The sequence below is a fragment of the Pseudomonas sp. AL10 genome (assembly GCF_029960685.1).
GTDB lineage: Bacteria > Pseudomonadota > Gammaproteobacteria > Pseudomonadales > Pseudomonadaceae > Aquipseudomonas > Aquipseudomonas lactis.
On sequence record NZ_JASBQZ010000005.1, the window covers coordinates 184,843 to 211,838 of the forward strand.

Below are 26,996 nucleotides of genomic sequence, written 5' to 3' on the forward strand. Positions count from 1 at the left end.
CCCTATTACGTGCAGGTCTCAGTGCACCAGCATACCGGTGAACCAGTACGCCTGCGCCAAGGTGATCAGCCCGACGATGGTGGCAAAAAACAGGCTGTGCTTGAGGGTAAAGCGGAACAGATCGGATTCCTTGCCCACCAGGCCGGTGGCGGCGCAGGCCACGGCGATGGATTGCGGCGAGATCATTTTGCCGGTCACGCCACCGCTGGTGTTCGCGGCTACCAGCAGGGTGTCGTTGACGCCGATCTGGTGTGCAGTGGTGGCTTGCAATGAGCTGAACAGGGCGTTGGATGAGGTATCGGAGCCCGTCAGGAAAACTCCCAGCCAGCCGAGGAATGGCGAGAAGAACGGGAAGGCTGCACCGGTGCCGGCCAGAACCAGGGCCATGGTCGAGGACATGCCGGAGTAGTTGGTGACGAACGCGAATGCCAGCACCATGCCGATGGAGAGGATCGGCCAGCGCAGCTCGTAGAAGGTCTCTTTTAAAGTGGTAAGACCAGTTTTGATGTCGATTTTCAGTACCAGCATGGAGATCAGTGCCGAGAAGAAGATTGCAGTACCGGTGGCAGAAATCGGGTCCAGCTTGAAGACGGCCGGGATGGCGGTTGGGTTGGTCACGATGGGCGCGACTTTAACCACCAGTTGGTCCAGGTGCGGGATCGCAAAATTGAATACCCAGCCGTACATCGAACCGCCCGCGGCGAACAGGGCCTTGAAGGGTTTGAGGGTCCAGATGGTCACCAGTACGGTGAGGATCAGGAATGGCGACCAGGCCTTGAAAATTTGCCCCAGGCTGTAGGGCGAAACCACGGTGTTGCGTGGCAAACCGAAGCCGCCGGCGCTGGAAGTAACCGCTACGCTGGAGGTGGCGCCGGCAATTTGTGCGCCTGCGGTGCGCTTGGGTTGCCAAACTTTCAGGAACAGCGTCAGGGCAATCAGGCTGGCGAGTGCCGAGGTGATGTCCGGCAGCTCTGGGCCAATGAAGTTGGAGGTGAAATATTGGGTGACGGCAAAGCTCAAGCCCGCCACCAAGGCTGCCGGCCAGGTTTCGCGAACGCCGCGCAGGCCGTCCATCATGAACACCAGCCAGAACGGCACGAACAGCGACAGCAGCGGCAGTTGGCGGCCGGTCATGGCGCCAATCTTGAACGCATCAATACCGGTGACCTGGCCGGCGACGATGATCGGAATGCCCAATGCGCCGAAAGCCACGGGCGCGGTATTGGCAATCAGGCACAAGCCGGCGGCGTACAGAGGGTTGAAGCCCAGGCCCACCAGCAGCGCGGCGGTGATCGCCACGGGCGCGCCGAAACCGGCGGCACCTTCCAGGAAGGCACCAAAGCAGAAGCCGATCAGCAGCACCTGCAAGCGCTGGTCATCGGTGATCGACAAGACGGAGCTGCGAATGATCTCGAACTGGCCGCTCTTGACCGTCAATTTGTACAGGAATACCGCCGCGACGATGATCCAGGCGATGGGCCACAGGCCGTAGGCAAAACCATAACCGGCCGCAGCCAGCGCCATGTCTACCGGCATCTGGAAGGCGAAAATGGCGACCAGGATCGACAGGGCCAGGGTGATGCTGCCGGCCACATGGCCTTTGAGGCGGAACACGGCCAGCGCCAGGAAGAAGAATACGATGGGAATGACGGCGGCCAGTGCGGACAGGCCGAGGCTGCCGAGTGGGCTGTAAAGCTGTTGCCAGGTTTGCATATGGGGTGGCCCCTGATTGTTGTTGTTTGGTGAGCTTGGGTAATTGGTAATACCAATTTACAATCGCTGTGGGCTAGATTAAGAGGCTGGGCAGGGGTGTGTCAATTTGCCGCCTGCGAAACTTTGGTCGTAGGTCGGGAGGGGGGGCGTTCTGATCAGCGAAATTGAAGGCGTTCTGATAGGTGCTGCCGGCACGTCGATAGGCCAGAATAGGGGCCCCGGCGAGTGGTCGGGATGGTGGAGAGTTGAGTTATGGGGTTTGATCAGGTGCGTCAGCGCCGTTTGTCTGACGATATTGTCGAGCAGCTTGAGGGCATGATTCTCGAGGGTACGCTGAAGTCGGGCGAGCGCTTGCCGGCCGAGCGCGCGCTGGCTGAGCGCTTTGGTGTGTCGCGCCCATCGTTGCGTGAGGCGATTCAGAAGCTGGCGGCCAAGGGGTTACTGGTCAGTCGCCAGGGCGGTGGCAACTATGTGGTGGACTCCCTGGGTTCGACCTTCAGTGATCCGCTGCTGCATTTGTTGGAAAGCAATCCCGAAGCGCAACGCGATCTGCTGGAGTTTCGCCAGACCCTTGAGGCTTCGTGTGCTTATTACGCGGCGTTACGCGCCACGGAAGTCGACCGTGAACGGCTGACCGCAGCGTTTGAAACGTTGCAGGATTGCTATGCGCGCGCCGACGAAGTGAGCCGAGTGGAGGAGGGTGCTGCGGATGCAAGGTTTCACTTGGCGATTGCCGAAGCCAGTCATAACGCCGTGTTGCTGCACACCATTCGCGGGCTGTTCGACCTGCTCAAGCGTAACGTGGTGACGAATATTGGTGGCATGTACCAGCAGCGTACTGAGACCCGCGACATGCTGATCAATCAGCATCGGGACTTGTACCTGGCCATCATCGAGGGGCGGGCCGAGCAGGCGCGCGACGTCTCGACACGGCATCTGCTGTATGTGCAGGAGGTGTTGGAGGAGGTGCGTCAGGAGGTTCAACGCGTGGCTCGGGCGGAGCGGCGCAAAGGGATGTAGCCCGCCTGGGCTACACCGTCACAAGGATTACTCTTCCTTGCCTTTGTTGCGCACGGCGCGATGCAGCTCGCGATTGGAATCGCGCTCGCGTTCGGTGTCGCGCTTGTCGTATTCCTTCTTGCCCTTGCCCAATGCGATCTCGCATTTGACCAGGTGCTTGCTCCAGTACCAGGACAAGCAGATACACGCGTAGCCTTTTTGCTGCACGGCTGCGGCGAGTTTTTCGAGCTCGCGGGCATTGAGCAACAACTTGCGCGTACGCACCGGGTCGGCAATCACGTGGGTGCTCGCGGTGGTCAGCGGGGTGATATGACTGCCAAGCAGCCATGCCTCGCCATCCTTGAGCAGCACATAGCTGTCGACCAGTTGCAGCTTGCTGGCACGCAGACTTTTTACTTCCCAGCCGGCCAGGACCAGACCAGCCTCGAACCGATGTTCGATGAAGTAATCGTGTCGCGCTTTTTTATTTTGCGCGATGGTCCCTGTGGGGTGTTTCTTTTGTTTAGCCATAGGGGCGGCATTATAGGGAGTTGCGAGCGTGTCGGCTACGGTCAACCTGTGTGCTTGAGCGAGTTGGACGAATCCCGGACAATGCGGGCAGTTCTTTGGTTTTTTTCTCTCGCGGATTGGGCTGTTCTTTCGCGATGTTTGCCTTAAGCAGTGGAAGTAACGCTCACATGACGACGCATATTCAACGTTCGGCCCTGTTGCCCTACCCGGCGCAGGCGCTCTATGACCTGGTCAACGACGTGGCGCGTTACCCAGAGTTTCTGCCTTGGTGCTCGACGGCCGAGGTTCTGGAGAGCAGTGACGAGCACATGGTTGCCAGTGTGGGGGTGGCCAAGGGCGGCCTCAGCCAGCATTTTGTGACGCGCAATGTGCTGGTGCCGGGTCAATCCATTGAAATGAACCTGCAGGAAGGGCCGTTCACCCAACTGCACGGTGTGTGGGTGTTCAAGGCGTTGACGGACAAGGCCTGCAAGATCAGCCTGGATCTTTCGTTTGATTATGCCGGGCCGATTGTTCGTGCGACGTTGGGGCCTTTGTTCAATCAGGCAGCCAATACCCTGGTGGACGCGTTCTGTCAGCGCGCCAAGCAACTGCATGGTTGAGATTGAGGTGGTGTTCGCCGCTGAGGATCGCCAGGTGTTGCTGGGGGTAAAGGTGGCTGAAGGCACTAGTTTGCGCGAGGCGGTGCGGGCGTCGGGAATAGCGGCGCATTTTCCTGACGTTGATCTGGCTGATTGCCCGCTGGGTATATTTGGCAAGGTTGTCGTGGATGCCGGGGCGCGTTGCGTACAAGCGGGCGACCGTATTGAGATCTACCGGCCTTTGCTGGCCGACCCTAAAGAGGTGCGCAGGCTACGCGCGGCCAAGGCGGCATTGGCCAGGCAAGCGAATTCTTGAACTTGCCAAATGGCAGCCTAGCTATCTGGAGCGCCGCGATCCAACTGTGGGAGCTGGCTTGCCTGCGATGACGCCCTGATAGCCAGCGCATATCTACCTGATACCCGCGATCCAAATGTGGAAGGGGGCGGTTCCGATAGCGGATATGTACTCGATCTGATCCAGGATCCTGGTTGACTGTCAGATCGCTTTCGCAGGCAAGCCAGCTCCCACAGGTTCAGCGTCGCACCAAGGTTATGTAGAGATGCCTATGTAAATGGCAGGCAACAAAAAGCCCGGCATGCCGGGCTTTTTATCGAGCGCAAAATTATTGCGGGCTGGTGTCCAGAGGCTCAGGCGTCGGCACGGGCACGGTTTCCACGTTGTCGATGTCTTTCTGGATGCTGTCCAGCAACGAACCTGGCTTGGCCGGTACCTCGGATTTTGGTTTTTCGGCTTCCTGCGCAGGGGCGGTCACGTTGGTGCCGCTGTCCTTGCCCAGCAAGGCTTCATCGCGGCTTACGCCGGGCATGAAGTCACCGGACAGGCTCACGAGCTGGTCATTGCCATTGAAGATGACACTGACGCGCTCCTGCTGGCGTTCACCGCCACCAGGCTGCAGGCTGTACAGATAATCCCAGCGATCGGCATGGAAAGTGTCGGTCAGCAGGGGATTACCCATGATAAACCGTACTTGCCGTCGGGTCATTCCCGGGCGTAACTGGTCTATCATGTCCTGCGTGACGACATTGCCCTGCTGGATGTCGATTTTGTAAACCCCGGGGAATGAACAACCGGCGAGTGCGAGCAGTCCCACAAAGGTGAAACTGGTTAGCAAGAGCTTGGTGTTTTGCATCGGTGGGCGACTTCCACTATCTTGGCTGGGACAACGTAAACGCCGATCATACCCGTATTAAGAGAAGCTGCGAAGCAGCATCCGCGAGAAAGCTAACCATGGTTGAAAATAGCGAACTACGCAAAGCCGGTCTCAAAGTGACTCTGCCACGAGTCAAGATTCTACAAATGCTCGATTCTGCTGAGCAGCGCCACATGAGTGCCGAAGACGTTTACAAGGCGCTGATGGAGTCTAACGAGGACGTCGGCCTGGCCACGGTCTACCGTGTACTGACCCAGTTTGAAGCCGCAGGGCTGGTGGTTCGTCATAATTTCGACGGCGGTCATGCGGTGTTTGAATTGGCTGACGGTGGTCACCATGACCACATGGTTGACCTGGATACCAATGAGGTTATCGAGTTCACCAGCCCTGAAATCGAAGCGCTGCAGCACAAGATTGCTGAGGAGCATGGGTTCGATTTGGTCGATCACAATCTCGTGTTGTACATCCGTAAGAAAAAGTAAAAATCGACGCAGTTTTGCTTTGCGAAACGATTGAAGGCGACCCTCGGGTCGCCTTCGTGCTTTCTATGGAGTGGAAAATATCGCTTCAGGCCTTCGCGGCCACCACCATTTTTTTCGCGTGAGCCAAGGACTCCTTGGTCAAGTCGATACCACCAAGCATCCGCGCCACTTCTTCCACCCGTTCCGACTTGTTCAGCTTGGAGACGGCGGTGTGTGTCGCGTCGCTACCGCGCACCTTATGCACAAACAGGTGCTGATGCCCTTGGGCTGCCACTTGCGGCAAGTGAGTCACCGTAAGCACCTGGCCGCGATCCCCCAGGCGACGCAGCAATTGGCCAACAATTTCCGCGGTCGGCCCGCCAATGCCCACATCCACTTCATCGAATACCAATGTGGGTACCCGTGAGGTCTGGGCGGTAATCACTTGGATCGCCAGGCTGATGCGCGACAGTTCGCCGCCGGAGGCCACTTTGGCCAGGGCCTTGAGCGGTTGGCCGGGGTTGGCACTCACCAGCAGTTCGACGTGCTCCAGCCCATGGGGCTGCAATTCTTGACTGGCGTTGGGATGCAGCTCGATGGTGAAGCGCCCGCCTGGCATGCCTAGGCGTTGGATTTCCAGCTCAACGGCGCTGGCCAGGCTGGTGGCTGCTTGCTGGCGCAGGGCGCTCAGCTCCCGGGCCTTTTCCTGATAATGACGGGCAAACGAAGCGAGCTCTTCGCCCAGGCGCTCGATGGATTCGTCGTTCGCGTTGAGTGTTTCGATTTCATCCAGCAGTTTCTGCTGCATGGTGGCGACTTCAGTCGGCTGGATTCGATGCTTGCGAGCCAGGGTATAAATAGTGTCCAGGCGCTCCTCTATTTCCTGCAGGCGAGCTGGGTCGGCGTCGAAGTGATCCAGGAAACGATTGAGTTCGCCCACGGCCTCTTCAACCTGGATCTGCGCGCTGGTCAGCAGGGTGGTCGCTTCACTCAGCGAGCCAGAAGCATTGTTCACGCTGGACAGGCGATTGAGGCTGGCGGTCAGTGCGTTGAGCACATTGCCGGAGTCGCTCTCGCTACATTGTTCGACCACCTGGCGGCAGATGCCCAGCAGGGTTTCGGCGTTGGTCAGGTTCTTGTGTTCCTGCTCAAGCTGTTCCAGCTCGGTTTCACCCAGGCCCAGGCTCTCGAGCTCTTCCAGTTGATAACTGAGCAACTGGTGGCGGGCGCGTTGTTCGTCGCCGGAGTTGGAGAGGCGTTCCAGTTCCTGGCGTGTCTGGCGCCAGCGTTGGGCGGCCAGCTGAACTTGCCGGGAAAGATCGGTGGCGCCGGCGTACTCATCGAGCAGGCGGCGGTGGGTATCGGTTTTCAACAGGGATTGGTGTTCGTGCTGACTGTGGATATCAATCAGCAATTCACCCAGGGCTTTCAGGTCGCCCAGTGGGCAAGGCGTACCGTTGATATAGCCGCGGGAGCGCCCCTCGGCGGTGATCACCCGGCGCAGAATGCAGGGGCCTTCATTATTAAGGTCGCGTTCGGCCAGCCATGCCTCGGCTTCGGGGATGTCCGCCAGGTCGAAGGTGGCCAGAATGTCGGCCTTGTCGGAGCCAGGGCGTACCACGCCACTGTCGGCGCGGTCGCCGAGGGTCAGGCCGAGGGCGTCGAGCATGATCGACTTGCCGGCGCCGGTTTCGCCTGTGATTACGCTCATCCCGCGATCCAGTTCAAGATCCAGGTGCTCAACGATGGCGTAGTTATGTACAGACAGGTGCACGAGCATGACGGCCGCTCCCAGGCTTTAGGTCTGGTTATTTATACAGTGTTTTGTTCAAGCCTGACAATCCTGGTGCTTAGCTCGATTTGCTTGAGTCGCGATTTTTTTTAGCGCGATGTGGAATGAGCGTGAAGGAAATGATCCAGGTCAATCGAAAGACTTTTGGTAACGCCTGCGCCCTTGAACCTGAAAATTGTGGCCCCATATACCGGAGCAGAAGCGCGAGTTGAGTTCGCGCATGATTTTGAAAGGAGAAATCTATGGCTGACGAACAGACGCAGGATACGCAAACTCCAGACGCCAATTCGGCTGCCGGTGATGAACTGGCGACTCGTGTGCAAGTGCTCGAAGAGCAATTGGCCGCTGCGCAGGATCAATCGTTGCGTGTTGCCGCCGATCTGCAGAACGTCCGCCGCCGTGCCGAGCAGGATGTAGAGAAGGCTCACAAGTTCGCGCTGGAAAAATTCGCCGGTGACCTGCTGCCGATCATCGACAGCCTGGAGCGTGGTCTTGAGTTGTCCAACCCGGACGACGAAAACATCCGCCCAATGCGCGAAGGCATTGAGCTGACCCTGAAAATGTTCCAGGACACCCTGAAGCGTTATCAGTTGGAAGCGATCGATCCGCAAGCCGGCGAGCCGTTCAATGCTGAGCATCACCAAGCCATGGCCATGCAGGAAAGCCATGACCTGGAACCCAATAGCGTGATCAAGGTGTTCCAGAAGGGTTACCAGCTCAACGGTCGCCTGATGCGCCCGGCAATGGTGGTGGTGAGCAAGGCTCCTGCACCCGTTGCACCTTCTATTGATGAGCAGGCTTGAAATACGCCGCAAGGCCCCCATTTATAAGTCAAGCGTTTAAGTGCTACCGCAGTTAGCCAAAACTGCTGCGGCAACCAAATTCAAGTTTCGGGAGAGTAAATCATGGGCAAAATTATCGGTATCGACCTGGGGACTACCAACTCCTGCGTCTCCGTGCTGGAAAACGGCGTTGCAAAAGTTATTGAAAACGCCGAAGGCGCACGTACCACCCCGTCGATCATCGCTTACGCCAACGACGGTGAAATCCTCGTCGGCCAATCGGCCAAGCGTCAGGCAGTGACCAACCCGCACAACACCCTGTACGCGGTAAAGCGTCTGATCGGTCGTAAGTTCGACGAAGAAGTCGTACAGAAAGACATCAAGATGGTGCCTTACAAAATCGCCAAGGCCGACAACGGTGACGCCTGGGTTGAAGTGAACGGCCAGAAGATGTCGCCGCCACAAATCTCGGCTGAAATCTTGAAAAAGATGAAGAAGACCGCCGAAGACTACCTCGGTGAAGCAGTGACTGAAGCGGTGATCACCGTTCCGGCCTACTTCAACGACAGCCAGCGTCAGGCCACCAAAGACGCCGGCCGCATCGCGGGCCTGGATGTAAAACGTATCATCAACGAACCAACCGCAGCTGCTCTGGCTTACGGTATGGACAAGGCCAAGGGCGATCACACCGTGATCGTTTACGACCTGGGTGGCGGTACATTCGACGTCTCCGTGATCGAGATCGCAGAAGTTGACGGCGAGCACCAGTTCGAAGTGTTGGCCACCAACGGCGACACCTTCTTGGGTGGTGAAGACTTTGACATTCGTCTGATCGACTACCTCGTTGACGAATTCAAGAAAGAAAGCGGCATGAACCTCAAAGGTGACCCGCTGGCCATGCAGCGCCTGAAAGAAGCCGCTGAAAAAGCCAAGATCGAGCTGTCTTCCGCTCAGTCGACCGACGTGAACCTGCCGTACATCACAGCAGACGCCACTGGTCCTAAGCACTTGAACGTGAAAATCTCGCGTTCCAAGCTCGAAGCACTGGTTGAAGACCTGGTTCAGCGCACCATCGAACCTTGCCGTATCGCGCTGAAAGACTCCGGTATCGACGTTGGCTCTATCAACGACGTGATCCTGGTGGGCGGTCAGACCCGTATGCCACTGGTTCAGAAGCTGGTCACCGAGTTCTTCGGCAAAGAAGCTCGTAAAGACGTGAACCCGGACGAAGCCGTTGCCATGGGTGCTGCCATCCAGGGTGCCGTACTGGCCGGTGACGTGAAAGACGTGTTGCTGCTGGACGTAAGCCCGCTGACCCTGGGTATCGAAACCATGGGTGGCGTGATGACTGCGCTGATCGAGAAAAACACCACGATTCCTACCAAGAAATCCCAGGTGTTCTCGACTGCCGATGACAACCAGGGCGCCGTGACTATCCACGTGCTGCAGGGCGAGCGTAAGCAAGCTGCGCAGAACAAGTCCCTGGGCAAGTTCGACTTGGCTGAGATTCCACCAGCACCACGTGGCGTGCCACAAATCGAAGTGACCTTCGACATCGACGCCAACGGCATCCTGCACGTCGGCGCGAAAGACAAGGCCACCGGCAAAGAGCAGAAGATCACCATCAAGGCCAACTCCGGCCTGTCTGATGAAGAAATTCAACAGATGATCCGTGATGCTGAAACCAATGCTGAAGCGGACAAGAAGTTCGAAGAGTTGGCGGGCGCCCGTAACCAGGGTGACGCGCTGGTTCACTCGACGCGCAAAATGATCGCTGATGCTGGCGACAAAGTGACCGACGAAGAGAAAACCGCAATCGAAGCGGCAGTGGTTGCCCTGGAAGCCGCCATCAAAGGCGACGACAAGGCTGCCATCGAAGCCAAGGTTGAGGAGCTGTCGAAAGTCTCCGCGCCAGTTGCTCAGAAAATGTACGCCGAACAAGGCCAGCCGGCTGACGGCGCTGCGCAACAAGCAGAACCTGAAGCCAAGCACGACGACGTTGTCGATGCCGAGTTCGAAGAAGTTAAAGACGACCAGAAGAAGTAACTTGGTCGCCCGGTTGACCGCACACAAGCGGTGACTGGTAGGATGTCGCCGCGCGGGAGCTTGCTCCCGCGTTGGCGTGTCTGGGGTATGCGAATTTTTACAGCATGCGACAACGCTCGGATGCTGGCGGTGTGAACGGGAATGCTCCTGCTTTCCGAATGACAGTCACCGCGTTTTTGGCCGGGTCCCTGGCTGAAAGCAGTAATGACCAGGATCGTTGAATTGACGTGAGTTGGGTCCGGGCCTGTATTGGGGCTCAACGAGTTTGGCAGGGTTCAGGAGGGCCAGGTCGAACGTCCTTAAGAGTGCAAAGACTTATGGCAAAGCGTGACTATTACGAAGTATTGGGTGTGGAGCGTGGCGCCAGCGAGGCGGAGCTGAAAAAAGCCTACCGTCGCCTGGCGATGAAGCATCACCCGGACCGTAATCCGGATAACAAAGAATCCGAAGAGATGTTCAAAGAGGCCAACGAGGCCTACGAATGCCTGTGTGATCCCAATAAGCGTGCGGCCTACGACCAATATGGCCATGCTGGCGTCGACCCGAGCATGGGCGGCGGCGGTGCCGGTTTTGGTGGCCAGAACTTCTCCGATATTTTCGGCGACGTATTCAGCGACTTCTTCGGCGGTGGCCGTGGCGGTCAGCGTGGCGGCCCTCAGCGCGGCAGCGACCTGCGTTACACCCTGGAGCTGAACCTGGAAGAAGCCGTGCGCGGCACCAGTGTCAATATCCGTGTGCCGACGCTGGTCAACTGCAAGCCGTGCGACGGCTCGGGTGCGAAGAAAGGCTCCTCGCCGATCACGTGCCCGACCTGCGGCGGTATCGGGCAGGTACGCATGCAGCAGGGCTTCTTCTCGGTGCAGCAAACCTGCCCGCGTTGCCATGGCCAGGGCAAGATCATTTCCGATCCGTGCGACTCCTGCCACGGCGAAGGCCGCGTCGAAGAGTACAAGACGCTGTCGGTGAAAGTGCCGGCGGGTGTGGATACCGGTGATCGTATTCGACTGTCGGGCGAAGGCGAGGCGGGTGCCCAGGGTGGCCCTACAGGCGACCTGTACGTGGTGATCAATGTGCGCGAGCACTCGATCTTCCAGCGTGACGGCAAGCACTTGTTCTGCGAAGTGCCGATCAGCTTTGTTGATGCGGCCCTGGGTGGCGAGCTGGAGATTCCGACGCTGGATGGTCGGGTCAAGCTCAAGATTCCCGAGGGGACTCAAACCGGCAAGCAGTTCCGCATTCGTGGCAAAGGCGTTGCGCCCGTGCGCGGTGGCGGTGCTGGCGACCTGATGTGCCGTGTGGCGGTGGAAACCCCGGTGAACCTGAATCGTCGTCAGCGTGAACTGCTGGAAGAGTTCCGCAGCTCGCTGGAAGGCGATGACTCGCACTCGCCGAAGACTACGGGCTTCTTCGACGGTGTAAAACGCTTCTTCGGCGACCTGTAAGGATCTGAATATGCGACGTATAGCCGTAATGGGCGCTGCCGGGCGCATGGGCAAGACGCTGGTCGAGGCGGTGCAGCAACGCTCGCCGGCCTCCGGGCTGACGGCGGCGATTGTTCGCCCAGGCAGTACGTTGATCGGCGCGGACGCAGGTGAGTTGGCCTCGTTGGGTCGCATCGGTGTCTCGCTGTCTGGCAACCTTGAGCAGGTGGCGGACGAATTCGACGTGCTGATCGACTTCACCCTGCCGGAAGTGATGCTGAAAAATCTGGCCTTCTGCCGCAAGGCAGGCAAGGCCATGGTGATCGGCACGACCGGTTTGAGTGCCGAGCAGAAACAGTTGCTGGTGGAGGCGGGCAAGGATATTCCGATCGTCTTCGCGGCCAATTTCAGCGTGGGTGTGAACCTGTCGCTGAAGTTGCTGGACCTGGCGGCGCGTGTGCTGGGGGATGAAGCGGATATCGAGATTATCGAGACCCATCATCGCCACAAGATCGACGCGCCTTCGGGCACGGCCTTGCGCATGGGTGAAGCCATTGCCGATGCGCTGGGTCGCGATCTGTCGAAAGTGGCGGTGTACGGGCGTGAGGGCCATACCGGTGCGCGTGCGCGTGACACCATTGGTTTCGCGACCGTGCGCGGTGGTGATGTGGTCGGTGATCACACGGTGCTGTTTGCCACCGAAGGTGAGCGCCTGGAAATCACCCACAAAGCCTCCAGCCGCATGACCTTCGCCAAGGGCGCAGTGCGTGCTGCACTCTGGTTGGAAGGGCGTGAGCCGGGCCTGTACGACATGCGTGACGTGCTGGACCTGCACTAAGCAGTAGCTAAAACGGGGCCTCAGGATTATCCTGTGGCCCTGTTTTTACCCGCTAGGCGACGTCCTGTCGCATTCCCCTGCCTTTAAGGCTCATTAGCGGTGGACCAAAAAAGCCTTTTTCTGTAAGCTACAGCTTTAGTGTGTCCACTAAAAGCGCGCAGAATAATTCAGTGAAGAAGCGGGGTGACGTGTCCATACGTCACTCCGCTTTTTTACAACCTGCGATCGCCCTTTCAGGCTTTATTTACGGGAGGTCTTCTTGACTAAGCCAGCCATACTCGCCCTTGCTGATGGCAGCATTTTTCGCGGCGAAGCCATTGGAGCCGACGGTCAAACCGTTGGAGAGGTGGTGTTTAACACCGCCATGACCGGCTATCAGGAAATCCTTACCGATCCTTCCTACGCCCAACAGATCGTTACCCTGACCTATCCGCACATCGGCAACACCGGCACCACGCCGGAAGATGTCGAGTCTGATCGTGTCTGGTCGGCGGGCCTGGTGATTCGTGACCTGCCACTGGTTGCGAGCAACTGGCGTAACACGATGTCGCTGTCCGATTACCTGAAAGCCAACAACGTTGTGGCGATCGCCGGTATCGATACGCGCCGCCTCACGCGCATCCTGCGTGAAAAAGGCTCGCAGAACGGCTGCATCATGGTCGGTGACAATATCTCCGAAGAGGCGGCGATTGCCGCGGCGCAAGGTTTCCCTGGCCTGAAGGGCATGGACCTGGCGAAAGTCGTCAGCGTCAAAGAGAAGTACGAGTGGCGTTCCACTGTGTGGGATCTGAAGACCGACAGCCACGCGACTATCGAGGCTGCCGATCTGCCTTACCACGTGGTGGCTTATGACTACGGCGTCAAGTACAACATCCTGCGCATGTTGGTCGAGCGTGGCTGCCGCGTGACCGTGGTACCCGCGCAAACCCCTGCCAGCGATGTGCTCGCGATGCAGCCGGACGGCGTGTTCCTGTCCAACGGCCCGGGTGACCCTGAGCCATGCGACTACGCTATCCAGGCCATCAAGGATGTGCTGGAGACCGAGATTCCGGTGTTCGGCATCTGCCTTGGCCACCAGTTGCTGGCTTTGGCCTCCGGCGCCAAGACCCTGAAAATGGGCCACGGCCACCACGGTGCCAACCACCCGGTACAAGACCTGGACACCGGCGTTGTGATGATCACCAGCCAGAACCACGGTTTTGCGGTGGATGAAGCCTCCCTGCCGAGCAACGTGCGCGCCATTCACAAGTCGCTGTTCGACGGTTCCCTGCAAGGCATCGAGCGCACCGACAAGAGCGCGTTCAGCTTCCAGGGCCACCCTGAAGCCAGCCCGGGCCCGAACGACGTAGCGCCACTGTTCGACCGTTTCATCAATGAGATGGCCAAGCGACGCTGACTGAGTGGCCTGCGGGCGGCCCCGGATTGCGGTGGCCCCTGCAGGCTCTTCAAAGATTGTTCAAGACGGCTTGCCGACTGACCTGCGGATTTGAGTGACAAACCCATGCCAAAACGTACAGACATAAAAAGCATCCTGATTCTCGGCGCTGGCCCGATCGTGATCGGCCAGGCCTGCGAATTCGACTACTCCGGCGCCCAGGCCTGTAAAGCCCTGCGCGAGGAGGGCTATCGCGTCATCCTGGTGAACTCCAACCCGGCCACCATCATGACCGACCCGGCCATGGCCGACGCCACCTACATCGAGCCGATCAAGTGGCAGACCGTTGCCAAGATCATCGAGAAAGAGCGTCCGGACGCGCTGCTGCCAACCATGGGTGGCCAGACCGCTCTGAACTGCGCCCTGGACCTGGAGCGCGAAGGCGTCCTGGAAAAGTTCGGCGTAGAGATGATCGGTGCCAATGCCGACACCATCGACAAGGCTGAAGACCGTTCGCGTTTCGACAAGGCCATGAAGTCTATCGGCCTGGCGTGCCCACGTTCCGGTATCGCCCACAGCATGGAAGAGGCCAACGCGGTCCTCGAGACCCTGGGCTTCCCGTGCATCATCCGTCCGTCCTTCACCATGGGCGGCACCGGTGGCGGTATTGCCTACAACCGTGAAGAGTTCGAAGAAATCTGCGCTCGCGGCCTGGACCTGTCGCCGACCAAAGAGCTGCTGATCGACGAATCCCTGATCGGCTGGAAAGAATATGAGATGGAGGTTGTCCGCGATAAGAAGGACAACTGCATCATCGTCTGCTCCATCGAAAACTTCGACCCGATGGGCGTGCACACCGGTGACTCGATCACCGTGGCGCCAGCACAGACCCTGACCGACAAGGAATACCAGATCCTGCGTAACGCCTCCCTGGCGGTACTGCGCGAGATCGGCGTTGAAACCGGCGGCTCCAACGTCCAGTTCGGCATCTGCCCGGACACCGGCCGCATGGTCGTGATCGAGATGAACCCACGTGTATCGCGTTCTTCGGCGCTGGCCTCGAAAGCGACTGGCTTCCCGATTGCGCGTATCGCTGCCAAGCTGGCTATCGGCTACACCCTGGACGAGCTGCAAAACGAAATCACCGGCGGCGCTATGCCGGCGTCTTTCGAGCCGTCTATCGACTACGTCGTGACCAAGCTGCCGCGCTTTGCCTTCGAGAAATTCGCCAAGGCTGATGCGCGCCTGACCACCCAGATGAAGTCGGTCGGTGAAGTCATGGCAATCGGCCGTACTTTCCAGGAATCCCTGCAGAAAGCTCTGCGCGGCCTGGAAGTGGGTGTTTGCGGCCTGGACGAGAAGCTCGACCTGAGCAACCCGGAAAGCATGAGCATCCTCAAGCGCGAGCTGACCGTGCCGGGCGCCGAGCGTATCTGGTACGTGGCTGACGCCTTCCGTGCCGGCCTGAGCGTCGAAGATATCTTCGGCATGAACATGATCGACCCGTGGTTCCTGGTGCAGATCGAAGATCTGATCAAAGAAGAAGAGAAGGTCAAGACGCTGGGTCTGTCGTCTATCGATCGCGACTTGATGTTCCGCCTCAAGCGCAAAGGTTTCTCCGACCAGCGTCTGGCCAAGCTGCTGGGTGTGACCGAGAAGAACCTGCGCACTCATCGCCACAAGCTGGATATCTTCCCGGTCTACAAGCGCGTTGACACCTGCGCCGCAGAATTCGCCACCGACACGGCCTACATGTACTCAACTTATGAAGAAGAGTGCGAAGCCGCGCCGACGGGCCGCGACAAGATCATCATCCTGGGTGGCGGTCCGAACCGTATCGGCCAGGGCATCGAGTTCGACTATTGCTGCGTACACGCCGCCCTCGCCCTGCGCGAAGACGGGTACGAGACCATCATGGTCAACTGCAACCCGGAAACGGTTTCCACTGACTACGACACTTCCGACCGCCTGTACTTCGAGCCGGTAACCCTGGAAGACGTCTTGGAAATCTGCCGCGTCGAGAAGCCTAAAGGCGTGATCGTCCAGTACGGCGGCCAGACCCCGCTGAAATTGGCGCGCGCCCTCGAAGCCGCTGGCGTGCCGATCATCGGCACCAGCCCGGATGCTATCGACCGTGCCGAAGACCGTGAGCGTTTCCAGCAAATGGTTGAGCGCCTGAACCTGCGTCAGCCGCCGAACGCCACCGTGCGCAGCGAAGACGAAGCCATTCGTGCGGCCAGCAAGATCGGCTACCCGCTGGTGGTGCGTCCGTCCTACGTACTGGGCGGCCGGGCGATGGAAATCGTCTACGAAGAAGAAGAACTCAAGCGCTACCTGCGTGATGCGGTGAAAGTCTCCAACGACAGCCCGGTGCTGCTGGACCACTTCCTCAACTGCGCCATCGAAATGGACGTGGACGCGGTCTGCGACGGTACTGACGTCGTGATCGGCGCGATCATGCAGCACATCGAGCAGGCCGGCGTTCACTCCGGTGACTCCGCGTGCTCCCTGCCGCCGTACTCGCTGCCGGCGCACATCCAGGATGAGATGCGCGAACAGGTCAAGAAAATGGCCCTCGAGCTGGGCGTTGTCGGCCTGATGAACGTACAGTTGGCGCTGCAAGGCGAAGATATCTACGTCATTGAAGTCAACCCGCGTGCTTCGCGTACCGTACCGTTTGTGTCCAAGTGCATCGGTGTGTCCCTGGCCATGATCGCCGCTCGCGTGATGGCCGGTAAGACCCTGAAGGAAATCGGCTTTACCAAGGAAATCATTCCGAACTTCTACAGCGTGAAAGAGGCAGTGTTCCCGTTCGCCAAATTCCCTGGCGTGGACCCGATCCTGGGCCCAGAAATGAAGTCCACCGGTGAAGTGATGGGTGTGGGCGATACCTTCGGTGAAGCCTTCGCCAAGGCCCAGATGGGTGCCAGTGAAGTGCTGCCGACCGGCGGTACTGCGTTTATCAGCGTACGTGATGATGACAAACCACTGGTTGCAGGGGTCGCCCGCGATCTGATCAACTTGGGCTTTGAAGTCGTGGCTACCGCCGGGACCGCCAAGCTGATCGAAGCTGCCGGCCTGAAAGTACGTCGCGTGAACAAGGTGACGGAAGGGCGTCCGCATGTGGTCGACATGATCAAGAATGACGAAGTCACTCTGATCATCAACACCACCGAAGGTCGCCAGTCGATCGCGGACTCCTATTCCATTCGTCGTAATGCCTTGCAGCACAAGATTTACTGCACCACTACCATTGCTGCTGGCGAAGCTATCTGTGAAGCGCTGAAGTTCGGTCCGGAAAAGACCGTGCGTCGCTTGCAGGATCTACACGCAGGATTGAAGGCATGAGCATAACCAAATACCCGATGACCGTTCAGGGCGCGCGCGCCCTGGAAGAGGAGCACGCCCATCTGACCAAGGTCGTACGTCCAAAGCTGAGCCAGGACATCGGTACGGCCCGCGAGCTGGGTGACTTGAAGGAAAACGCCGAATACCACGCTGCTCGCGAGCAGCAGGGTATGGTCGAGGCGCGGATTCGTGACATCGAAGGCCGTATGCAGAATGCGGTGATCATCGATGTCACCACCATCCCGCATACCGGCAAGGTAATTTTCGGCACGACCGTGGAAATCGCCAACGTCGAGACCGACGAAAGCGTGACTTACCAGATCGTGGGTGAGGATGAGGCTGACTTCAAGCAAGGCAAGATCTCTGTCGGCTCGCCGATTGCTCGCGCCTTGATTGCCAAGGAAGAAGGCGACGTGGTTGCCGTGAAAACGCCGAGCGGCGTCATTGAGTACGAGATTGTCGAAGTTCGTCACATCTGAAAGACGGCGCCCGCTGCGTGCGGGCGCCATGCTTTGGCAGCTCTCTCAGATGCTTTGGGTGGGCGGCCTATGGCTGTTACATATTGGTGTGTTGCCGGCGTTGGGCCTGATTGGCCTGGCGCCGCTGCTGATCGATGAGATCGACGGATTGCTGAGTGCGCTGCTGGTGGGTTTTGCGGCGACGTGCGTGATACTTCAGGTGTTGGTGCTGGTCAAGGCTGAAGGCCTGAAGAGTTTGTGGCGGGATATTCGCGGGCAACTGCTGTTGATGGCGCTGTATGCATGCGCGATGTTTTGCGTGGTGCATGTGTGGCTGCCGCAAGCGTTGCGCTGGCAGTTATTCAGCTATCTTGTGCTAGGGTTCTCTGGCCTGGTGCTGGTTATACAGCCTGCGCCGGGATGGAGTGGCGGGGCGCGCGAAGCACGCCCTTGACCCTTTTCATCATTTGAAGCGATGAACGTTCGACAGTTGCTTGTTGACGCTGAAGTTCTTGCGATACAGCAGCGCCATCTTGCCGATGACCTGAACCAGGTCCGCTTTGCCGACCTTGCACAGTTCTGCAACGGCGGCCAGGCGCGCTTCGCGATCAAGGATGTTGACCTTGATCTTGATCAGTTCGTGATCGTTCAGTGCGCGCTCGAATTCGGCTAGCACACCCTCAGTCAAACCGTTGTCTGCCACAATCAGAACTGGTTTCAGATGGTGGCCAATGGATTTGTACTGTTTCTTCTGCTCTTGAGTGAGCGGCATAATCTGACCCCTGCGTCTGATCTTGTAAAAAGCGGCGGCCAGTTTACCCGAGCGAGTCCGGGACCGCCCAGTTAATCACGACCCGTTTTATTTTTTCGAGGTGGCCCGTGGCCCGTTCCAAAACCAGCCTTAAGTGGCTACAAGAACATTTCAATGATCCTTACGTCAAAAAGGCGCAAAAGGACGGCTATCGTTCCCGTGCCAGCTACAAGCTGCTGGAGATCCAGGACAAGGACAAACTGATCCGTCCAGGCATGAGCGTTATCGATCTCGGCGCGGCCCCCGGTGGCTGGTCCCAGGTGACCAGTCGTCTGATTGGTGGGCAAGGTCGACTGATCGCTTCGGACATCCTCGAGATGGACAGCATCCCGGACGTGACCTTTGTTCACGGCGATTTTACCGAGGACAAAGTATTGGCCGAGATCCTGGAGGCTGTGGGAAATTCGCAGGTAGACCTTGTGATTTCCGACATGGCCCCCAATATGAGTGGATTACCGGCTGTTGATATGCCGCGTGCCATGTTCCTGTGTGAACTGGCGCTGGATCTGGCAGGTCGGGTGTTGCGTCCGGGTGGCGATTTCCTGGTGAAGGTCTTCCAGGGCGAAGGTTTCGACGAGTACCACAAGAACATTCGCAAGTTGTTCGACAAGGTACAGACACGCAAGCCGGACTCATCCCGTGACCGGTCCAGGGAGCAGTATCTGCTGTGCCGTGGCTTCCGCGGTGTCGAAGGCGCTGCGAGCGAAGAGCGTTTTTGAGAAATTCGAGGAGGGCGATAGGTTTTTTTATATCGCTTTCGTCACGAAGCTTTACGAATATTGCGTAGTCAAAGTTTCACAAAGGGTTACAGACGGCGCCTGCCAGAGTTGTAGGTAATGTAGTAAGTTAGGCCGGTGAATATCATGCGAAGCGCGCGCCAGTAGCGGAGCTTGCTTCAGAGGGTAGTTAATTGAACGATATGGCAAAGAATCTGATCCTGTGGTTGATCATCGCGGCTGTCCTGGTGACGGTGATGAACAACTTCTCCAGCCCTAACGAGCCGCAGACCCTCAACTATTCCGACTTCATCCAGCAAGTTAAGGATGGCAAGGTCGAGCGCGTAGCGGTTGATGGCTACGTGATTACCGGTAAGCGCAACGATGGCGACAGCTTCAAGACCATTCGTCCTGCCATTCAGGACAACGGTCTCATCGGTGACCTGGTGGATAACAAGGTCGTTGTGGAAGGCAAGCAGCCTGAACAGCAAAGCATCTGGACCCAGCTCCTGGTGGCCAGCTTCCCGATCCTGGTGATTATCGCCGTGTTCATGTTCTTCATGCGCCAGATGCAAGGCGGTGCGGGAGGCAAGGGCGGGCCGATGAGCTTCGGCAAAAGCAAGGCGCGCCTGCTCTCCGAAGACCAGGTGAAGACCACCCTGGCTGACGTCGCAGGTTGCGACGAAGCCAAGGAAGAAGTCGGTGAGTTGGTCGAGTTCCTGCGTGATCCGGGCAAGTTCCAGCGCCTGGGTGGCCGTATTCCTCGCGGTGTGCTGATGGTGGGGCCTCCGGGTACCGGTAAAACCTTGCTGGCCAAGGCGATTGCCGGCGAAGCCAAGGTGCCTTTCTTCACGATTTCCGGTTCTGACTTCGTCGAGATGTTTGTCGGCGTCGGCGCCAGCCGTGTTCGCGATATGTTCGAGCAGGCCAAGAAGCACGCGCCATGCATCATCTTCATCGACGAAATCGATGCCGTTGGTCGCCATCGTGGCGCGGGCATGGGGGGTGGTCACGATGAGCGTGAGCAGACCCTCAACCAGTTGCTGGTAGAGATGGATGGTTTCGAGATGAATGACGGCATTATCGTCATCGCCGCAACCAACCGTCCCGACGTTCTCGACCCTGCGTTGCTGCGTCCGGGCCGTTTCGACCGTCAGGTTGTGGTCGGCCTGCCGGACATTCGTGGTCGTGAGCAGATCCTGAAAGTACACATGCGCAAGGTGCCAATGGGTGACGACGTGGCTCCGGCTGTGATCGCCCGTGGTACTCCCGGTTTCTCCGGTGCTGATCTGGCGAACCTGGTGAACGAGGCTTCGCTGTTCGCTGCCCGTACTGGCAAGCGCATCGTTGAGATGAAAGAGTTCGAATTGGCGAAAGACAAGATCATGATGGGCGCCGAGCGCAAATCCATGGTCATGTCCGAGAAAGAGAAGCAGAACACCGCTTATCACGAGGCAGGTCACGCCATTGTAGGTCGCGTTGTGCCTGAGCATGACCCCGTCTACAAAGTGTCGATCATTCCTCGTGGTCGGGCACTGGGTGTGACCATGTTCCTGCCGGAAGAAGATCGCTACAGCCTCTCCAAGCGTGCGCTGATCAGCCAGATCTGCTCGCTGTATGGCGGTCGTATTGCTGAGGAAATGACCCTTGGCTTCGACGGTGTGACCACTGGTGCCTCCAATGACATCATGCGTGCCAGCCAGATCGCACGAAACATGGTGACCAAGTGGGGCTTGTCGGAAAAACTCGGCCCATTGATGTACGCCGAAGAAGAAGGCGAAGTGTTCCTGGGGCGTGGCGGCGGTGGGCAAAGCGCCAGCTTCTCGGGTGAGACAGCCAAGCTGATCGACTCCGAAGTTCGCAGCATCATTGACCAGTGCTACGGCACGGCCAAGCAGATCCTGACTGACAACCGTGACAAGCTGGACGCCATGGCTGATGCGTTGATGAAGTACGAAACCATTGATGCCGACCAGATCGACGACATCATGGCGGGCCGTGCGCCGCGTGAACCGCGCGACTGGGAAGGTGGTTCGGGTACTTCAGGCACACCGCCTGTGGTGCAGAATGAGCGCCCTGAAACGCCTATCGGCGGCCCGGCAGCTGATCACTAAGGTTTGAAATGACTTCTGCTTTGTCCTCTACCCGGTTGCCTTGCGGCAACCGGGTTCTTGATTTGGCCCGGACGCATGTCATGGGCATCCTCAATGTAACCCCTGACTCCTTTTCCGATGGTGGCCGCTTCAGCCAGCTGGACGCCGCGTTGCGCCATGCCGAGGCGATGGTGGCTGCCGGTGCGACGTTGATTGATGTGGGGGGGGAATCGACCCGCCCCGGCGCCCGCGTTGTTTCTCCGTTGGAGGAACTGGAGCGGGTGGCGCCGGTGGTCGAGCGTATTGCCCGTGAGCTGGATGTCATCATCTCGGTAGACACCTCCACCCCGGCAGTGATGCGCGAAACCGCGCGGCTCGGAGCGGGGTTGATCAACGATGTGCGTTCGCTTCAGCGCGACGGCGCCCTTGATGCGGCCGCTGCAACCGGCTTGCCTGTCTGCCTGATGCATATGCTGGGTGAGCCCGGCAACATGCAAGACAATCCGCATTACGACGATCTGGTCGGTGAGGTCAGTGGGTTTCTTGCTGATAGGGTCGCCCAATGTGTCGCTGTGGGTATCGCGCCTGAGCAGATCATCCTCGATCCGGGGTTTGGCTTTGCCAAGACCCTGCAGCACAATCTAAGTCTGTTCAAACACATGGAAGCCTTGCACGCCCTTGGTCGCCCGCTGTTGGTCGGCGTTTCGCGCAAGAGCATGATAGGGCTCGCCTTGAATCGCCCGGTCGGCGAACGCCTGTATGGCGGCCTGGCGCTTGCGGCACTTGCTGTAACCAAGGGCGCACGTATTTTGCGTGTGCATGATGTCGCCGAAACGGTCGATGTGGTGCGCATGCTCGCTGCTGTAGAATCAGCCGAATAAGAATGATGGAGCACTTATGACTAAAAAATATTTTGGCACCGACGGCATTCGTGGTCGGGTCGGCGAATTCCCGATCACCCCTGATTTCATGCTCAAGCTGGGTTGGGCGGCAGGCATGGCGTTCCGCAGCATGGGCGCGTGTCGCATCCTGGTGGGCAAGGACACCCGTATTTCGGGTTACATGTTTGAGTCTGCGCTGGAGGCCGGATTGTCCGCCGCTGGGGCCGATGTGATGCTGTTGGGCCCTATGCCCACGCCGGCAATCGCTTACCTGACGCGTACCTTCCACGCCGAAGCCGGTATTGTGATCAGCGCCTCCCACAATCCTCATGATGACAATGGCATCAAGTTTTTCTCGGGGCAGGGCACCAAGCTGCCTGACGAGATCGAGTTGATGATCGAAGAGCTGCTGGATGCGCCGATGACGGTGGTCGAGTCCAGCAAGCTGGGCAAGGTGTCGCGCATTAACGACGCGTCAGGCCGCTATATCGAATTCTGTAAAAGCAGCGTTCCGAGCAGCACCAATTTTGCAGGCTTGAAGATTGTTGTCGATTGCGCCCATGGGGCGACCTACAAGGTGGCGCCGAGCGTCTTCAAGGAACTGGGCGCACAGGTTACCGTGCTGTCGGCTCAGCCCAACGGCTTGAACATCAACGACAACTGCGGTTCCACCCACATGGAGCAGCTGCAGGCTGCAGTGCTGGCTGAGCATGCGGACCTGGGCATCGCTTTTGATGGCGATGGCGACCGCGTGCTGATGGTGGATCACACTGGCACGATCGTGGATGGTGATGACCTGTTGTTCATCATTGCCCGTGACCTGCATGAGCGTAACAAGCTGCAAGGCGGCGTGGTCGGCACCCTGATGAGTAATCTCGGGCTGGAATTGGCGTTGGCAGAACTGGGGATTCCCTTTATTCGCGCCAATGTCGGTGACCGCTACGTGATCGCCGAGCTGCTGGAGCGTAACTGGTTGGTCGGCGGCGAGAACTCCGGGCACGTGGTTTGCTTCCAGCACACCACCACGGGTGACGCGATCATCGCCGCGCTACAGGTGCTGTTGGCCCTGCGTCGCCGCGAAGAGAGCCTGGCCCAGGCGCGCCAAGCCCTGCGCAAGTGCCCGCAAGTGCTGCTCAATGTGCGTTTTGCCGGTGGCGAAAACCCCATCGAACACCCTGCTGTCAAAGAGGCTTGCGAGCGCGTAACTCAGGCAATGGCGGGGCGCGGGCGTGTGTTGCTGCGCAAGTCCGGCACAGAGCCGCTGGTGCGTGTGATGGTCGAAGGCGAGGACGAAACACAGGTTCGCGGCCATGCCGAAGACCTGGCAAAACTGGTAACTGAAGTTTGCGCCTGAATTCGGCTTGCCAGTGATGATGTGGTTGGGTAACATCTGCGCCCACTTTGACCGACGGGGTACAGCATGCGTCGCACTATGGTAGCTGGTAACTGGAAGATGCACGGTACCCGCGCCAGTGTCGCTGAGCTGATCAACGGCCTTCGTCACTTGGCCTTGCCTAGCGGTGTTGACGTCGCGGTGTTCCCGCCTTGCTTGCATATCAACCAAGTGGTTGATGGCTTGAAGGGCAAGTCGATTCAGGTCGGCGCGCAGAACTCTGCGGTAGAGCCGATGCAAGGTGCGTTGACCGGCGAGATTTCGCCGAGTCAGCTGGTTGATGCGGGTTGTTCCTATGTGCTTGTCGGGCACTCCGAGCGTCGCCAGATGATGGGCGAGCGGGATGGGACACTCAACCGCAAATTCGCCGCAGCACAGGCTTGTGGCTTGATTCCGGTGTTGTGCATAGGGGAGACCCTTGAGCAGCGCGAATCGGGCAAGACTCTTGAAGTTGTCTCGCGTCAGCTGGGCAGCATCATCGAGGAGCTGGGTGTTGGTGCATTTGCAAAGGCAGTTATTGCTTACGAGCCGGTCTGGGCCATTGGCACCGGGCTGACTGCTACACCGCAACAGGCGCAGGATGTGCACGCAGCCATCCGCGCGCAGTTGGCGGCAGAGAATTCTGAAGTCGCACAAGGTGTGCGGCTTCTATACGGCGGCAGCGTGAAGGCGGCCAATGCGGTCGAACTGTTCGGCATGCCGGATATCGATGGGGGGCTCATTGGTGGAGCTTCCCTGAATGCAGATGAGTTCGGTGCGATCTGTCGCGCCGCGGGAAACTGAAAAAATGCTGGAAACAGTCGTAGTCGTTTTTCATCTGTTGGCTGCCCTGAGCGTAGTTGCTCTGGTTTTGTTGCAACAGGGTAAAGGTGCGGATGCTGGTGCGTCTTTCGGTGCAGGTGCTTCAAATACTGTGTTCGGAAGCCAAGGTTCCTCTACCTTTCTTAGTAAGTTTACTGCTATACTTGCCGCAGGTTTCTTCATAACCAGCTTAGGGTTAGGTTACTTTGCTAAAGAGAAAGCTCATGTGCTGACTCAAGTAGGTTTGCCAAACCCAGCAGTGTTGGAAGTTCCAAAAGCAAAACCGGCTTCTGATGATGTCCCGGTGCTTCAAGAGCAAAAGTCGGCTACTCCAGCGACTGACGTACCTCCAGCTCAAGAGCAGAAGTAAGAAGGGTTGTAAGCGCTGTATTGCCGAGGTGGTGGAATTGGTAGACACGCAACCTTGAGGTGGTTGTGCCCATAGGGTGTAGGGGTTCGAGTCCCCTTCTCGGTACCAATTATCAGGAGAGCCCGCTGTTGCGGGCTTTCTTGTAGGTGGAAGGTTACATTGACCCTGCAAGGGATCGGTCGTATACTTCCGCCCCAGCTTTGTCGCGGGGTGGAGCAGTCTGGTAGCTCGTCGGGCTCATAACCCGAAGGTCGTCGGTTCAAATCCGGCCCCCGCAACCAGTTTTAGCGGAGCCCCTTTTAAGGGGCTTTTTGTTAGCTGGACACTTTCAACGCCGCTGTTCGACGGCGTTTCAAGGATGGGCGTTTCGCCCATTTTTTTATTTTGCACAGCATGCACATACATGCACGAGGGGGTTCAGGTGTCGAGCAAGCTAGAAGAGTTGCAGGCCTTGTTGGCCCCGGTGGTCGTGGCCCTAGGCTATGAATGCTGGGGTATTGAGTTTTCGGCTCAAGGTCGCCACTCAATGTTGCGCGTTTATATCGATAAAGAGGGCGGCGTGCTGGTGGACGATTGTGCCATTGTCAGCCGTCAGATCAGCGGTGTGCTGGATGTTGAAGATCCAATCTCCGTTGAATACACCCTTGAGGTTTCCTCGCCAGGCATGGAACGCCCACTGTTCACTCTCGAGCAGTTTGCTAAATATGCCGGTGAACAAGTGAAGATCAAGCTGCGCTCCCCCTTTGAAGGGCGACGCAACTTTCAGGGCCTTCTGCGCAGTGTAGAAGATCAGGATGTCGTGGTGCAGGTAGAAGACCATGAGTTCCTGTTGCCGATCGATATGATCGACAAGGCCAACATTATTCCCAGTTTTGACTGAGACGCGGATCCCGCGGATCCAATGGCTTGCGAAAGGCGAGGCGTACGATGAGCAAAGAAGTACTGCTGGTTGTTGAGTCGGTATCCAATGAAAAGGGTGTACCGGCAAGCGTGATTTTTGAAGCGTTGGAGCTGGCCCTGGCCACTGCTACCAAGAAACGTTTTGAAGACGAAGTAGATCTGCGTGTGGAAATCAACCGCCACACCGGTGCCTATGAGACTTTCCGTCGTTGGACGGTGGTCGAAGAGGACGATCTTGATGATCCGGCAATCGAAACCTGGCCAAGCAAGGTTGCGCAAACGCATCCGGGCGCTCAGGTTGGCGATGTTGTTGAAGAAAAGATCGAGTCGATCGAATTCGGCCGTATTGCTGCACAGACCGCCAAGCAGGTCATCGTGCAGAAGGTTCGCGAAGCCGAGCGCGCTCAAGTCGTTGACGCCTATCGCGAACGCCTGGGTGAAATCATCTCCGGCACCGTGAAAAAAGTTACCCGCGACAACGTGATCGTCGACCTGGGCAACAACGCCGAAGCGTTGCTGGCCCGCGAAGACATCATCTCTCGCGAAACCTTCCGTGTCGGCGTGCGCTTGCGTGCGCTGCTCAAGGAAATCCGCACCGAGAACCGCGGCCCGCAGTTGATCCTGTCGCGTACCGCGCCGGAAATGCTGATTGAGCTGTTCCGTATCGAAGTGCCGGAAATCGCCGAAGGCCTGATCGAAGTGATGGCTGCGTCCCGTGACCCGGGTTCGCGTGCCAAGATCGCGGTCCGCTCCAAAGACAAACGCATCGACCCGCAAGGCGCTTGCATCGGTATGCGCGGTTCGCGCGTCCAGGCAGTGTCGGGCGAATTGGGCGGTGAGCGTGTGGACATCGTCCTGTGGGACGATAACCCGGCGCAGTTCGTGATCAACGCCATGTCGCCAGCTGAAGTGGCGGCAATTATCGTTGACGAAGATGCCCATGCAATGGACATCGCCGTTGGCGCAGACAATCTGGCTCAGGCCATTGGTCGTGGTGGTCAGAACGTGCGTCTGGCCAGCCAACTGACCGGTTGGACCCTGAACGTGATGACCGAATCGGACATCCAGGCTAAGCAGCAAGCTGAAACCGGTGACATCCTGCGCAACTTCATCGAAGAGTTGGAAGTCGATGAAGAACTGGCACAGGTGCTGGTAGATGAAGGCTTCACCAGCCTGGAAGAGATTGCCTACGTACCGTTGGAAGAAATGCTCAACATCGACGGCTTTGACGAGGATATCGTCAACGAGCTCCGCGCTCGGGCCAAGGATCGTTTGTTGACTAAAGCCATCGCTACTGAGGAAAAGCTGGCAGACGCCCATCCGGCCGAAGACCTGCTCTCGCTTGAGGGTATGGACAAGGATTTGGCGATGGAACTGGCGGTGCGCGGCGTAATTACCCGCGAAGACCTGGCCGAGCAGTCTATTGACGATCTGCTCGACATCGACGGCATTGACGAAGATCGTGCCGGCAAGTTGATCATGGCCGCCCGAGCCCATTGGTTCGAGTAATTAGG

At 58.2% G+C, this 26,996-nt stretch carries 25 protein-coding genes and 2 tRNA genes; 22 read left to right on the forward strand and 5 right to left on the reverse strand.

From position 1 onward, the window contains the following. Nucleotides 1-18 precede the first annotated feature (18 nt). Nucleotides 19-1,713 carry a lactate permease LctP family transporter gene (locus tag QK296_RS08320; RefSeq protein WP_003194231.1) on the reverse strand — a complete coding sequence of 565 codons (1,695 nt, stop codon included), beginning with the start codon at nucleotides 1,711-1,713 and terminating at the stop codon, nucleotides 19-21. Between the two features lie 252 nt (nucleotides 1,714-1,965). Between QK296_RS08320 and QK296_RS08325 the strand changes: the two genes are divergently transcribed. Further along, on the forward strand, nucleotides 1,966-2,733 hold the full coding sequence (locus tag QK296_RS08325) for an FCD domain-containing protein (RefSeq protein WP_019817955.1): 768 nt from the start codon (nucleotides 1,966-1,968) through the stop codon (nucleotides 2,731-2,733). A 27-nt stretch (nucleotides 2,734-2,760) separates the two neighbouring features. Here the strand turns inward: QK296_RS08325 and smpB are convergent, their stop codons facing one another. Then, nucleotides 2,761-3,243 carry an SsrA-binding protein SmpB gene (gene smpB, locus QK296_RS08330; RefSeq protein WP_003176160.1) on the reverse strand — a complete coding sequence of 161 codons (483 nt, stop codon included), beginning with the start codon at nucleotides 3,241-3,243 and terminating at the stop codon, nucleotides 2,761-2,763. Between the two features lie 167 nt (nucleotides 3,244-3,410). Between smpB and QK296_RS08335 the strand changes: the two genes are divergently transcribed. Both QK296_RS08335 and QK296_RS08340 read left to right on the forward strand, forming a co-directional pair. After that, nucleotides 3,411-3,845 carry a type II toxin-antitoxin system RatA family toxin gene (locus tag QK296_RS08335; protein ID WP_003194226.1) on the forward strand — a complete coding sequence of 145 codons (435 nt, stop codon included), beginning with the start codon at nucleotides 3,411-3,413 and terminating at the stop codon, nucleotides 3,843-3,845. Beyond that, complete coding sequence (locus tag QK296_RS08340) at nucleotides 3,838-4,140, forward strand: RnfH family protein (protein WP_127881943.1); 303 nt, start codon at nucleotides 3,838-3,840, stop codon at nucleotides 4,138-4,140. Before QK296_RS08335 ends, QK296_RS08340 begins: the two co-directional genes overlap by 8 nt. Before the next feature lie 307 nt (nucleotides 4,141-4,447). On the opposite strand, the gene QK296_RS08345 is transcribed toward QK296_RS08340, so the two are convergent. Continuing rightward, nucleotides 4,448-4,975, reverse strand: a complete 528-nt coding sequence (locus QK296_RS08345) for an outer membrane protein assembly factor BamE (RefSeq protein WP_003194222.1) — start codon at nucleotides 4,973-4,975, stop codon at nucleotides 4,448-4,450. Between the two features lie 98 nt (nucleotides 4,976-5,073). On the opposite strand from QK296_RS08345, the gene fur reads away from it, so the two are divergent. Then, nucleotides 5,074-5,478 (forward strand): ferric iron uptake transcriptional regulator, encoded by a 405-nt coding sequence (gene fur / locus QK296_RS08350; protein WP_003194220.1) that lies wholly within the window; start codon nucleotides 5,074-5,076, stop codon nucleotides 5,476-5,478. Nucleotides 5,479-5,563: 85 nt separating this feature from the next. Here the strand turns inward: fur and recN are convergent, their stop codons facing one another. Beyond that, nucleotides 5,564-7,237 carry a DNA repair protein RecN gene (gene recN / locus QK296_RS08355; protein WP_003194217.1) on the reverse strand — a complete coding sequence of 558 codons (1,674 nt, stop codon included), beginning with the start codon at nucleotides 7,235-7,237 and terminating at the stop codon, nucleotides 5,564-5,566. A 254-nt stretch (nucleotides 7,238-7,491) separates the two neighbouring features. Here recN and grpE point away from each other — a divergent pair, with 254 nt between their 5' ends. The 8 genes from grpE to QK296_RS08395 all read left to right on the forward strand — a co-directional run bounded on the left by grpE (nucleotide 7,492) and on the right by QK296_RS08395 (nucleotide 17,971). Continuing rightward, the gene (gene grpE / locus QK296_RS08360) at nucleotides 7,492-8,052 is read left to right on the forward strand and encodes a nucleotide exchange factor GrpE (RefSeq protein ID WP_003194215.1); all 561 of its coding nucleotides are present in this window, start codon (nucleotides 7,492-7,494) and stop codon (nucleotides 8,050-8,052) included. A 102-nt stretch (nucleotides 8,053-8,154) separates the two neighbouring features. After that, nucleotides 8,155-10,077, forward strand: coding sequence for a molecular chaperone DnaK (gene dnaK, locus QK296_RS08365; RefSeq protein ID WP_003194213.1), 1,923 nt, complete (start codon nucleotides 8,155-8,157; stop codon nucleotides 10,075-10,077). A gap of 317 nt (nucleotides 10,078-10,394) precedes the next feature. Continuing rightward, entirely contained in the window at nucleotides 10,395-11,519 is a 1,125-nt protein-coding gene (gene dnaJ / locus QK296_RS08370; RefSeq protein WP_014719958.1) for a molecular chaperone DnaJ, read from the forward strand. A gap of 10 nt (nucleotides 11,520-11,529) precedes the next feature. Beyond that, complete coding sequence (gene dapB / locus QK296_RS08375; protein WP_003194209.1) at nucleotides 11,530-12,336, forward strand: 4-hydroxy-tetrahydrodipicolinate reductase; 807 nt, start codon at nucleotides 11,530-11,532, stop codon at nucleotides 12,334-12,336. 259 nt (nucleotides 12,337-12,595) lie between these two features. Next, nucleotides 12,596-13,732: a glutamine-hydrolyzing carbamoyl-phosphate synthase small subunit gene (carA, locus tag QK296_RS08380; protein ID WP_003194208.1), complete on the forward strand. Its 1,137-nt coding sequence runs from the start codon at nucleotides 12,596-12,598 to the stop codon at nucleotides 13,730-13,732. A gap of 105 nt (nucleotides 13,733-13,837) precedes the next feature. Further along, nucleotides 13,838-17,059 carry a carbamoyl-phosphate synthase large subunit gene (carB, locus tag QK296_RS08385; protein WP_003194205.1) on the forward strand — a complete coding sequence of 1,074 codons (3,222 nt, stop codon included), beginning with the start codon at nucleotides 13,838-13,840 and terminating at the stop codon, nucleotides 17,057-17,059. Nucleotides 17,060-17,061: 2 nt separating this feature from the next. Further along, complete coding sequence (greA, locus tag QK296_RS08390) at nucleotides 17,062-17,538, forward strand: transcription elongation factor GreA (RefSeq protein ID WP_032873232.1); 477 nt, start codon at nucleotides 17,062-17,064, stop codon at nucleotides 17,536-17,538. A gap of 28 nt (nucleotides 17,539-17,566) precedes the next feature. Then, entirely contained in the window at nucleotides 17,567-17,971 is a 405-nt protein-coding gene (locus QK296_RS08395) for an MFS transporter (protein WP_282390804.1), read from the forward strand. A gap of 9 nt (nucleotides 17,972-17,980) precedes the next feature. Here QK296_RS08395 and QK296_RS08400 read toward each other — a convergent pair whose 3' ends face one another. Further along, on the reverse strand, nucleotides 17,981-18,289 hold the full coding sequence (locus QK296_RS08400) for a YhbY family RNA-binding protein (protein WP_003176146.1): 309 nt from the start codon (nucleotides 18,287-18,289) through the stop codon (nucleotides 17,981-17,983). Between the two features lie 107 nt (nucleotides 18,290-18,396). On the opposite strand from QK296_RS08400, the gene rlmE reads away from it, so the two are divergent. The 10 genes from rlmE to nusA all read left to right on the forward strand — a co-directional run bounded on the left by rlmE (nucleotide 18,397) and on the right by nusA (nucleotide 26,991). Next, on the forward strand, nucleotides 18,397-19,047 hold the full coding sequence (rlmE, locus tag QK296_RS08405) for a 23S rRNA (uridine(2552)-2'-O)-methyltransferase RlmE (RefSeq protein ID WP_014719954.1): 651 nt from the start codon (nucleotides 18,397-18,399) through the stop codon (nucleotides 19,045-19,047). A 200-nt stretch (nucleotides 19,048-19,247) separates the two neighbouring features. Beyond that, nucleotides 19,248-21,158, forward strand: a complete 1,911-nt coding sequence (ftsH, locus tag QK296_RS08410) for an ATP-dependent zinc metalloprotease FtsH (protein WP_032895273.1) — start codon at nucleotides 19,248-19,250, stop codon at nucleotides 21,156-21,158. A gap of 8 nt (nucleotides 21,159-21,166) precedes the next feature. After that, the gene (gene folP, locus QK296_RS08415; RefSeq protein ID WP_003194197.1) at nucleotides 21,167-22,018 is read left to right on the forward strand and encodes a dihydropteroate synthase; all 852 of its coding nucleotides are present in this window, start codon (nucleotides 21,167-21,169) and stop codon (nucleotides 22,016-22,018) included. Between the two features lie 16 nt (nucleotides 22,019-22,034). After that, nucleotides 22,035-23,372 carry a phosphoglucosamine mutase gene (gene glmM, locus QK296_RS08420; RefSeq protein ID WP_003194195.1) on the forward strand — a complete coding sequence of 446 codons (1,338 nt, stop codon included), beginning with the start codon at nucleotides 22,035-22,037 and terminating at the stop codon, nucleotides 23,370-23,372. Nucleotides 23,373-23,438: 66 nt separating this feature from the next. Next, on the forward strand, nucleotides 23,439-24,194 hold the full coding sequence (tpiA, locus tag QK296_RS08425; protein WP_003194193.1) for a triose-phosphate isomerase: 756 nt from the start codon (nucleotides 23,439-23,441) through the stop codon (nucleotides 24,192-24,194). Between the two features lie 4 nt (nucleotides 24,195-24,198). Further along, nucleotides 24,199-24,582, forward strand: a complete 384-nt coding sequence (gene secG / locus QK296_RS08430) for a preprotein translocase subunit SecG (protein ID WP_003194191.1) — start codon at nucleotides 24,199-24,201, stop codon at nucleotides 24,580-24,582. Between the two features lie 22 nt (nucleotides 24,583-24,604). Then, a tRNA-Leu gene (locus QK296_RS08435) sits at nucleotides 24,605-24,690 on the forward strand. A gap of 96 nt (nucleotides 24,691-24,786) precedes the next feature. Next, nucleotides 24,787-24,863, forward strand: a tRNA-Met gene (locus QK296_RS08440). Nucleotides 24,864-25,003: 140 nt separating this feature from the next. Then, nucleotides 25,004-25,462 carry a ribosome maturation factor RimP gene (gene rimP / locus QK296_RS08445; protein WP_032897769.1) on the forward strand — a complete coding sequence of 153 codons (459 nt, stop codon included), beginning with the start codon at nucleotides 25,004-25,006 and terminating at the stop codon, nucleotides 25,460-25,462. Nucleotides 25,463-25,509: 47 nt separating this feature from the next. Continuing rightward, a complete protein-coding gene (gene nusA, locus QK296_RS08450) occupies nucleotides 25,510-26,991 on the forward strand; it encodes a transcription termination factor NusA (RefSeq protein WP_003194187.1) in 1,482 nt (493 codons plus the stop codon). Nucleotides 26,992-26,996 lie beyond the last annotated feature (5 nt).

Bases quoted from the DNA above. Each gene is read 5' to 3' on its own strand.
- ftsH (WP_032895273.1), top strand. From the start codon at position 19,248: ATGGCAAAGAATCTGATCCTGTGGTTGATCATCGCGGCTGTCCTGGTG.
- glmM (WP_003194195.1), top strand. From the start codon at position 22,035: ATGACTAAAAAATATTTTGGCACCGACGGCATTCGTGGTCGGGTCGGC.
- folP (WP_003194197.1), top strand. From the start codon at position 21,167: ATGACTTCTGCTTTGTCCTCTACCCGGTTGCCTTGCGGCAACCGGGTT.
- QK296_RS08345 (WP_003194222.1), bottom strand. From the start codon at position 4,975: ATGCAAAACACCAAGCTCTTGCTAACCAGTTTCACCTTTGTGGGACTG.
- secG (WP_003194191.1), top strand. From the start codon at position 24,199: ATGCTGGAAACAGTCGTAGTCGTTTTTCATCTGTTGGCTGCCCTGAGC.
- QK296_RS08395 (WP_282390804.1), top strand. From the start codon at position 17,567: ATGCTTTGGCAGCTCTCTCAGATGCTTTGGGTGGGCGGCCTATGGCTG.
- fur (WP_003194220.1), top strand. From the start codon at position 5,074: ATGGTTGAAAATAGCGAACTACGCAAAGCCGGTCTCAAAGTGACTCTG.
- QK296_RS08340 (WP_127881943.1), top strand. From the start codon at position 3,838: ATGGTTGAGATTGAGGTGGTGTTCGCCGCTGAGGATCGCCAGGTGTTG.
- recN (WP_003194217.1), bottom strand. From the start codon at position 7,237: ATGCTCGTGCACCTGTCTGTACATAACTACGCCATCGTTGAGCACCTG.
- nusA (WP_003194187.1), top strand. From the start codon at position 25,510: ATGAGCAAAGAAGTACTGCTGGTTGTTGAGTCGGTATCCAATGAAAAG.
- carB (WP_003194205.1), top strand. From the start codon at position 13,838: ATGCCAAAACGTACAGACATAAAAAGCATCCTGATTCTCGGCGCTGGC.
- tpiA (WP_003194193.1), top strand. From the start codon at position 23,439: ATGCGTCGCACTATGGTAGCTGGTAACTGGAAGATGCACGGTACCCGC.
- dapB (WP_003194209.1), top strand. From the start codon at position 11,530: ATGCGACGTATAGCCGTAATGGGCGCTGCCGGGCGCATGGGCAAGACG.
- grpE (WP_003194215.1), top strand. From the start codon at position 7,492: ATGGCTGACGAACAGACGCAGGATACGCAAACTCCAGACGCCAATTCG.
- dnaJ (WP_014719958.1), top strand. From the start codon at position 10,395: ATGGCAAAGCGTGACTATTACGAAGTATTGGGTGTGGAGCGTGGCGCC.
- QK296_RS08320 (WP_003194231.1), bottom strand. From the start codon at position 1,713: ATGCAAACCTGGCAACAGCTTTACAGCCCACTCGGCAGCCTCGGCCTG.
- dnaK (WP_003194213.1), top strand. From the start codon at position 8,155: ATGGGCAAAATTATCGGTATCGACCTGGGGACTACCAACTCCTGCGTC.
- QK296_RS08325 (WP_019817955.1), top strand. From the start codon at position 1,966: ATGGGGTTTGATCAGGTGCGTCAGCGCCGTTTGTCTGACGATATTGTC.
- smpB (WP_003176160.1), bottom strand. From the start codon at position 3,243: ATGGCTAAACAAAAGAAACACCCCACAGGGACCATCGCGCAAAATAAA.
- QK296_RS08400 (WP_003176146.1), bottom strand. From the start codon at position 18,289: ATGCCGCTCACTCAAGAGCAGAAGAAACAGTACAAATCCATTGGCCAC.
- QK296_RS08335 (WP_003194226.1), top strand. From the start codon at position 3,411: ATGACGACGCATATTCAACGTTCGGCCCTGTTGCCCTACCCGGCGCAG.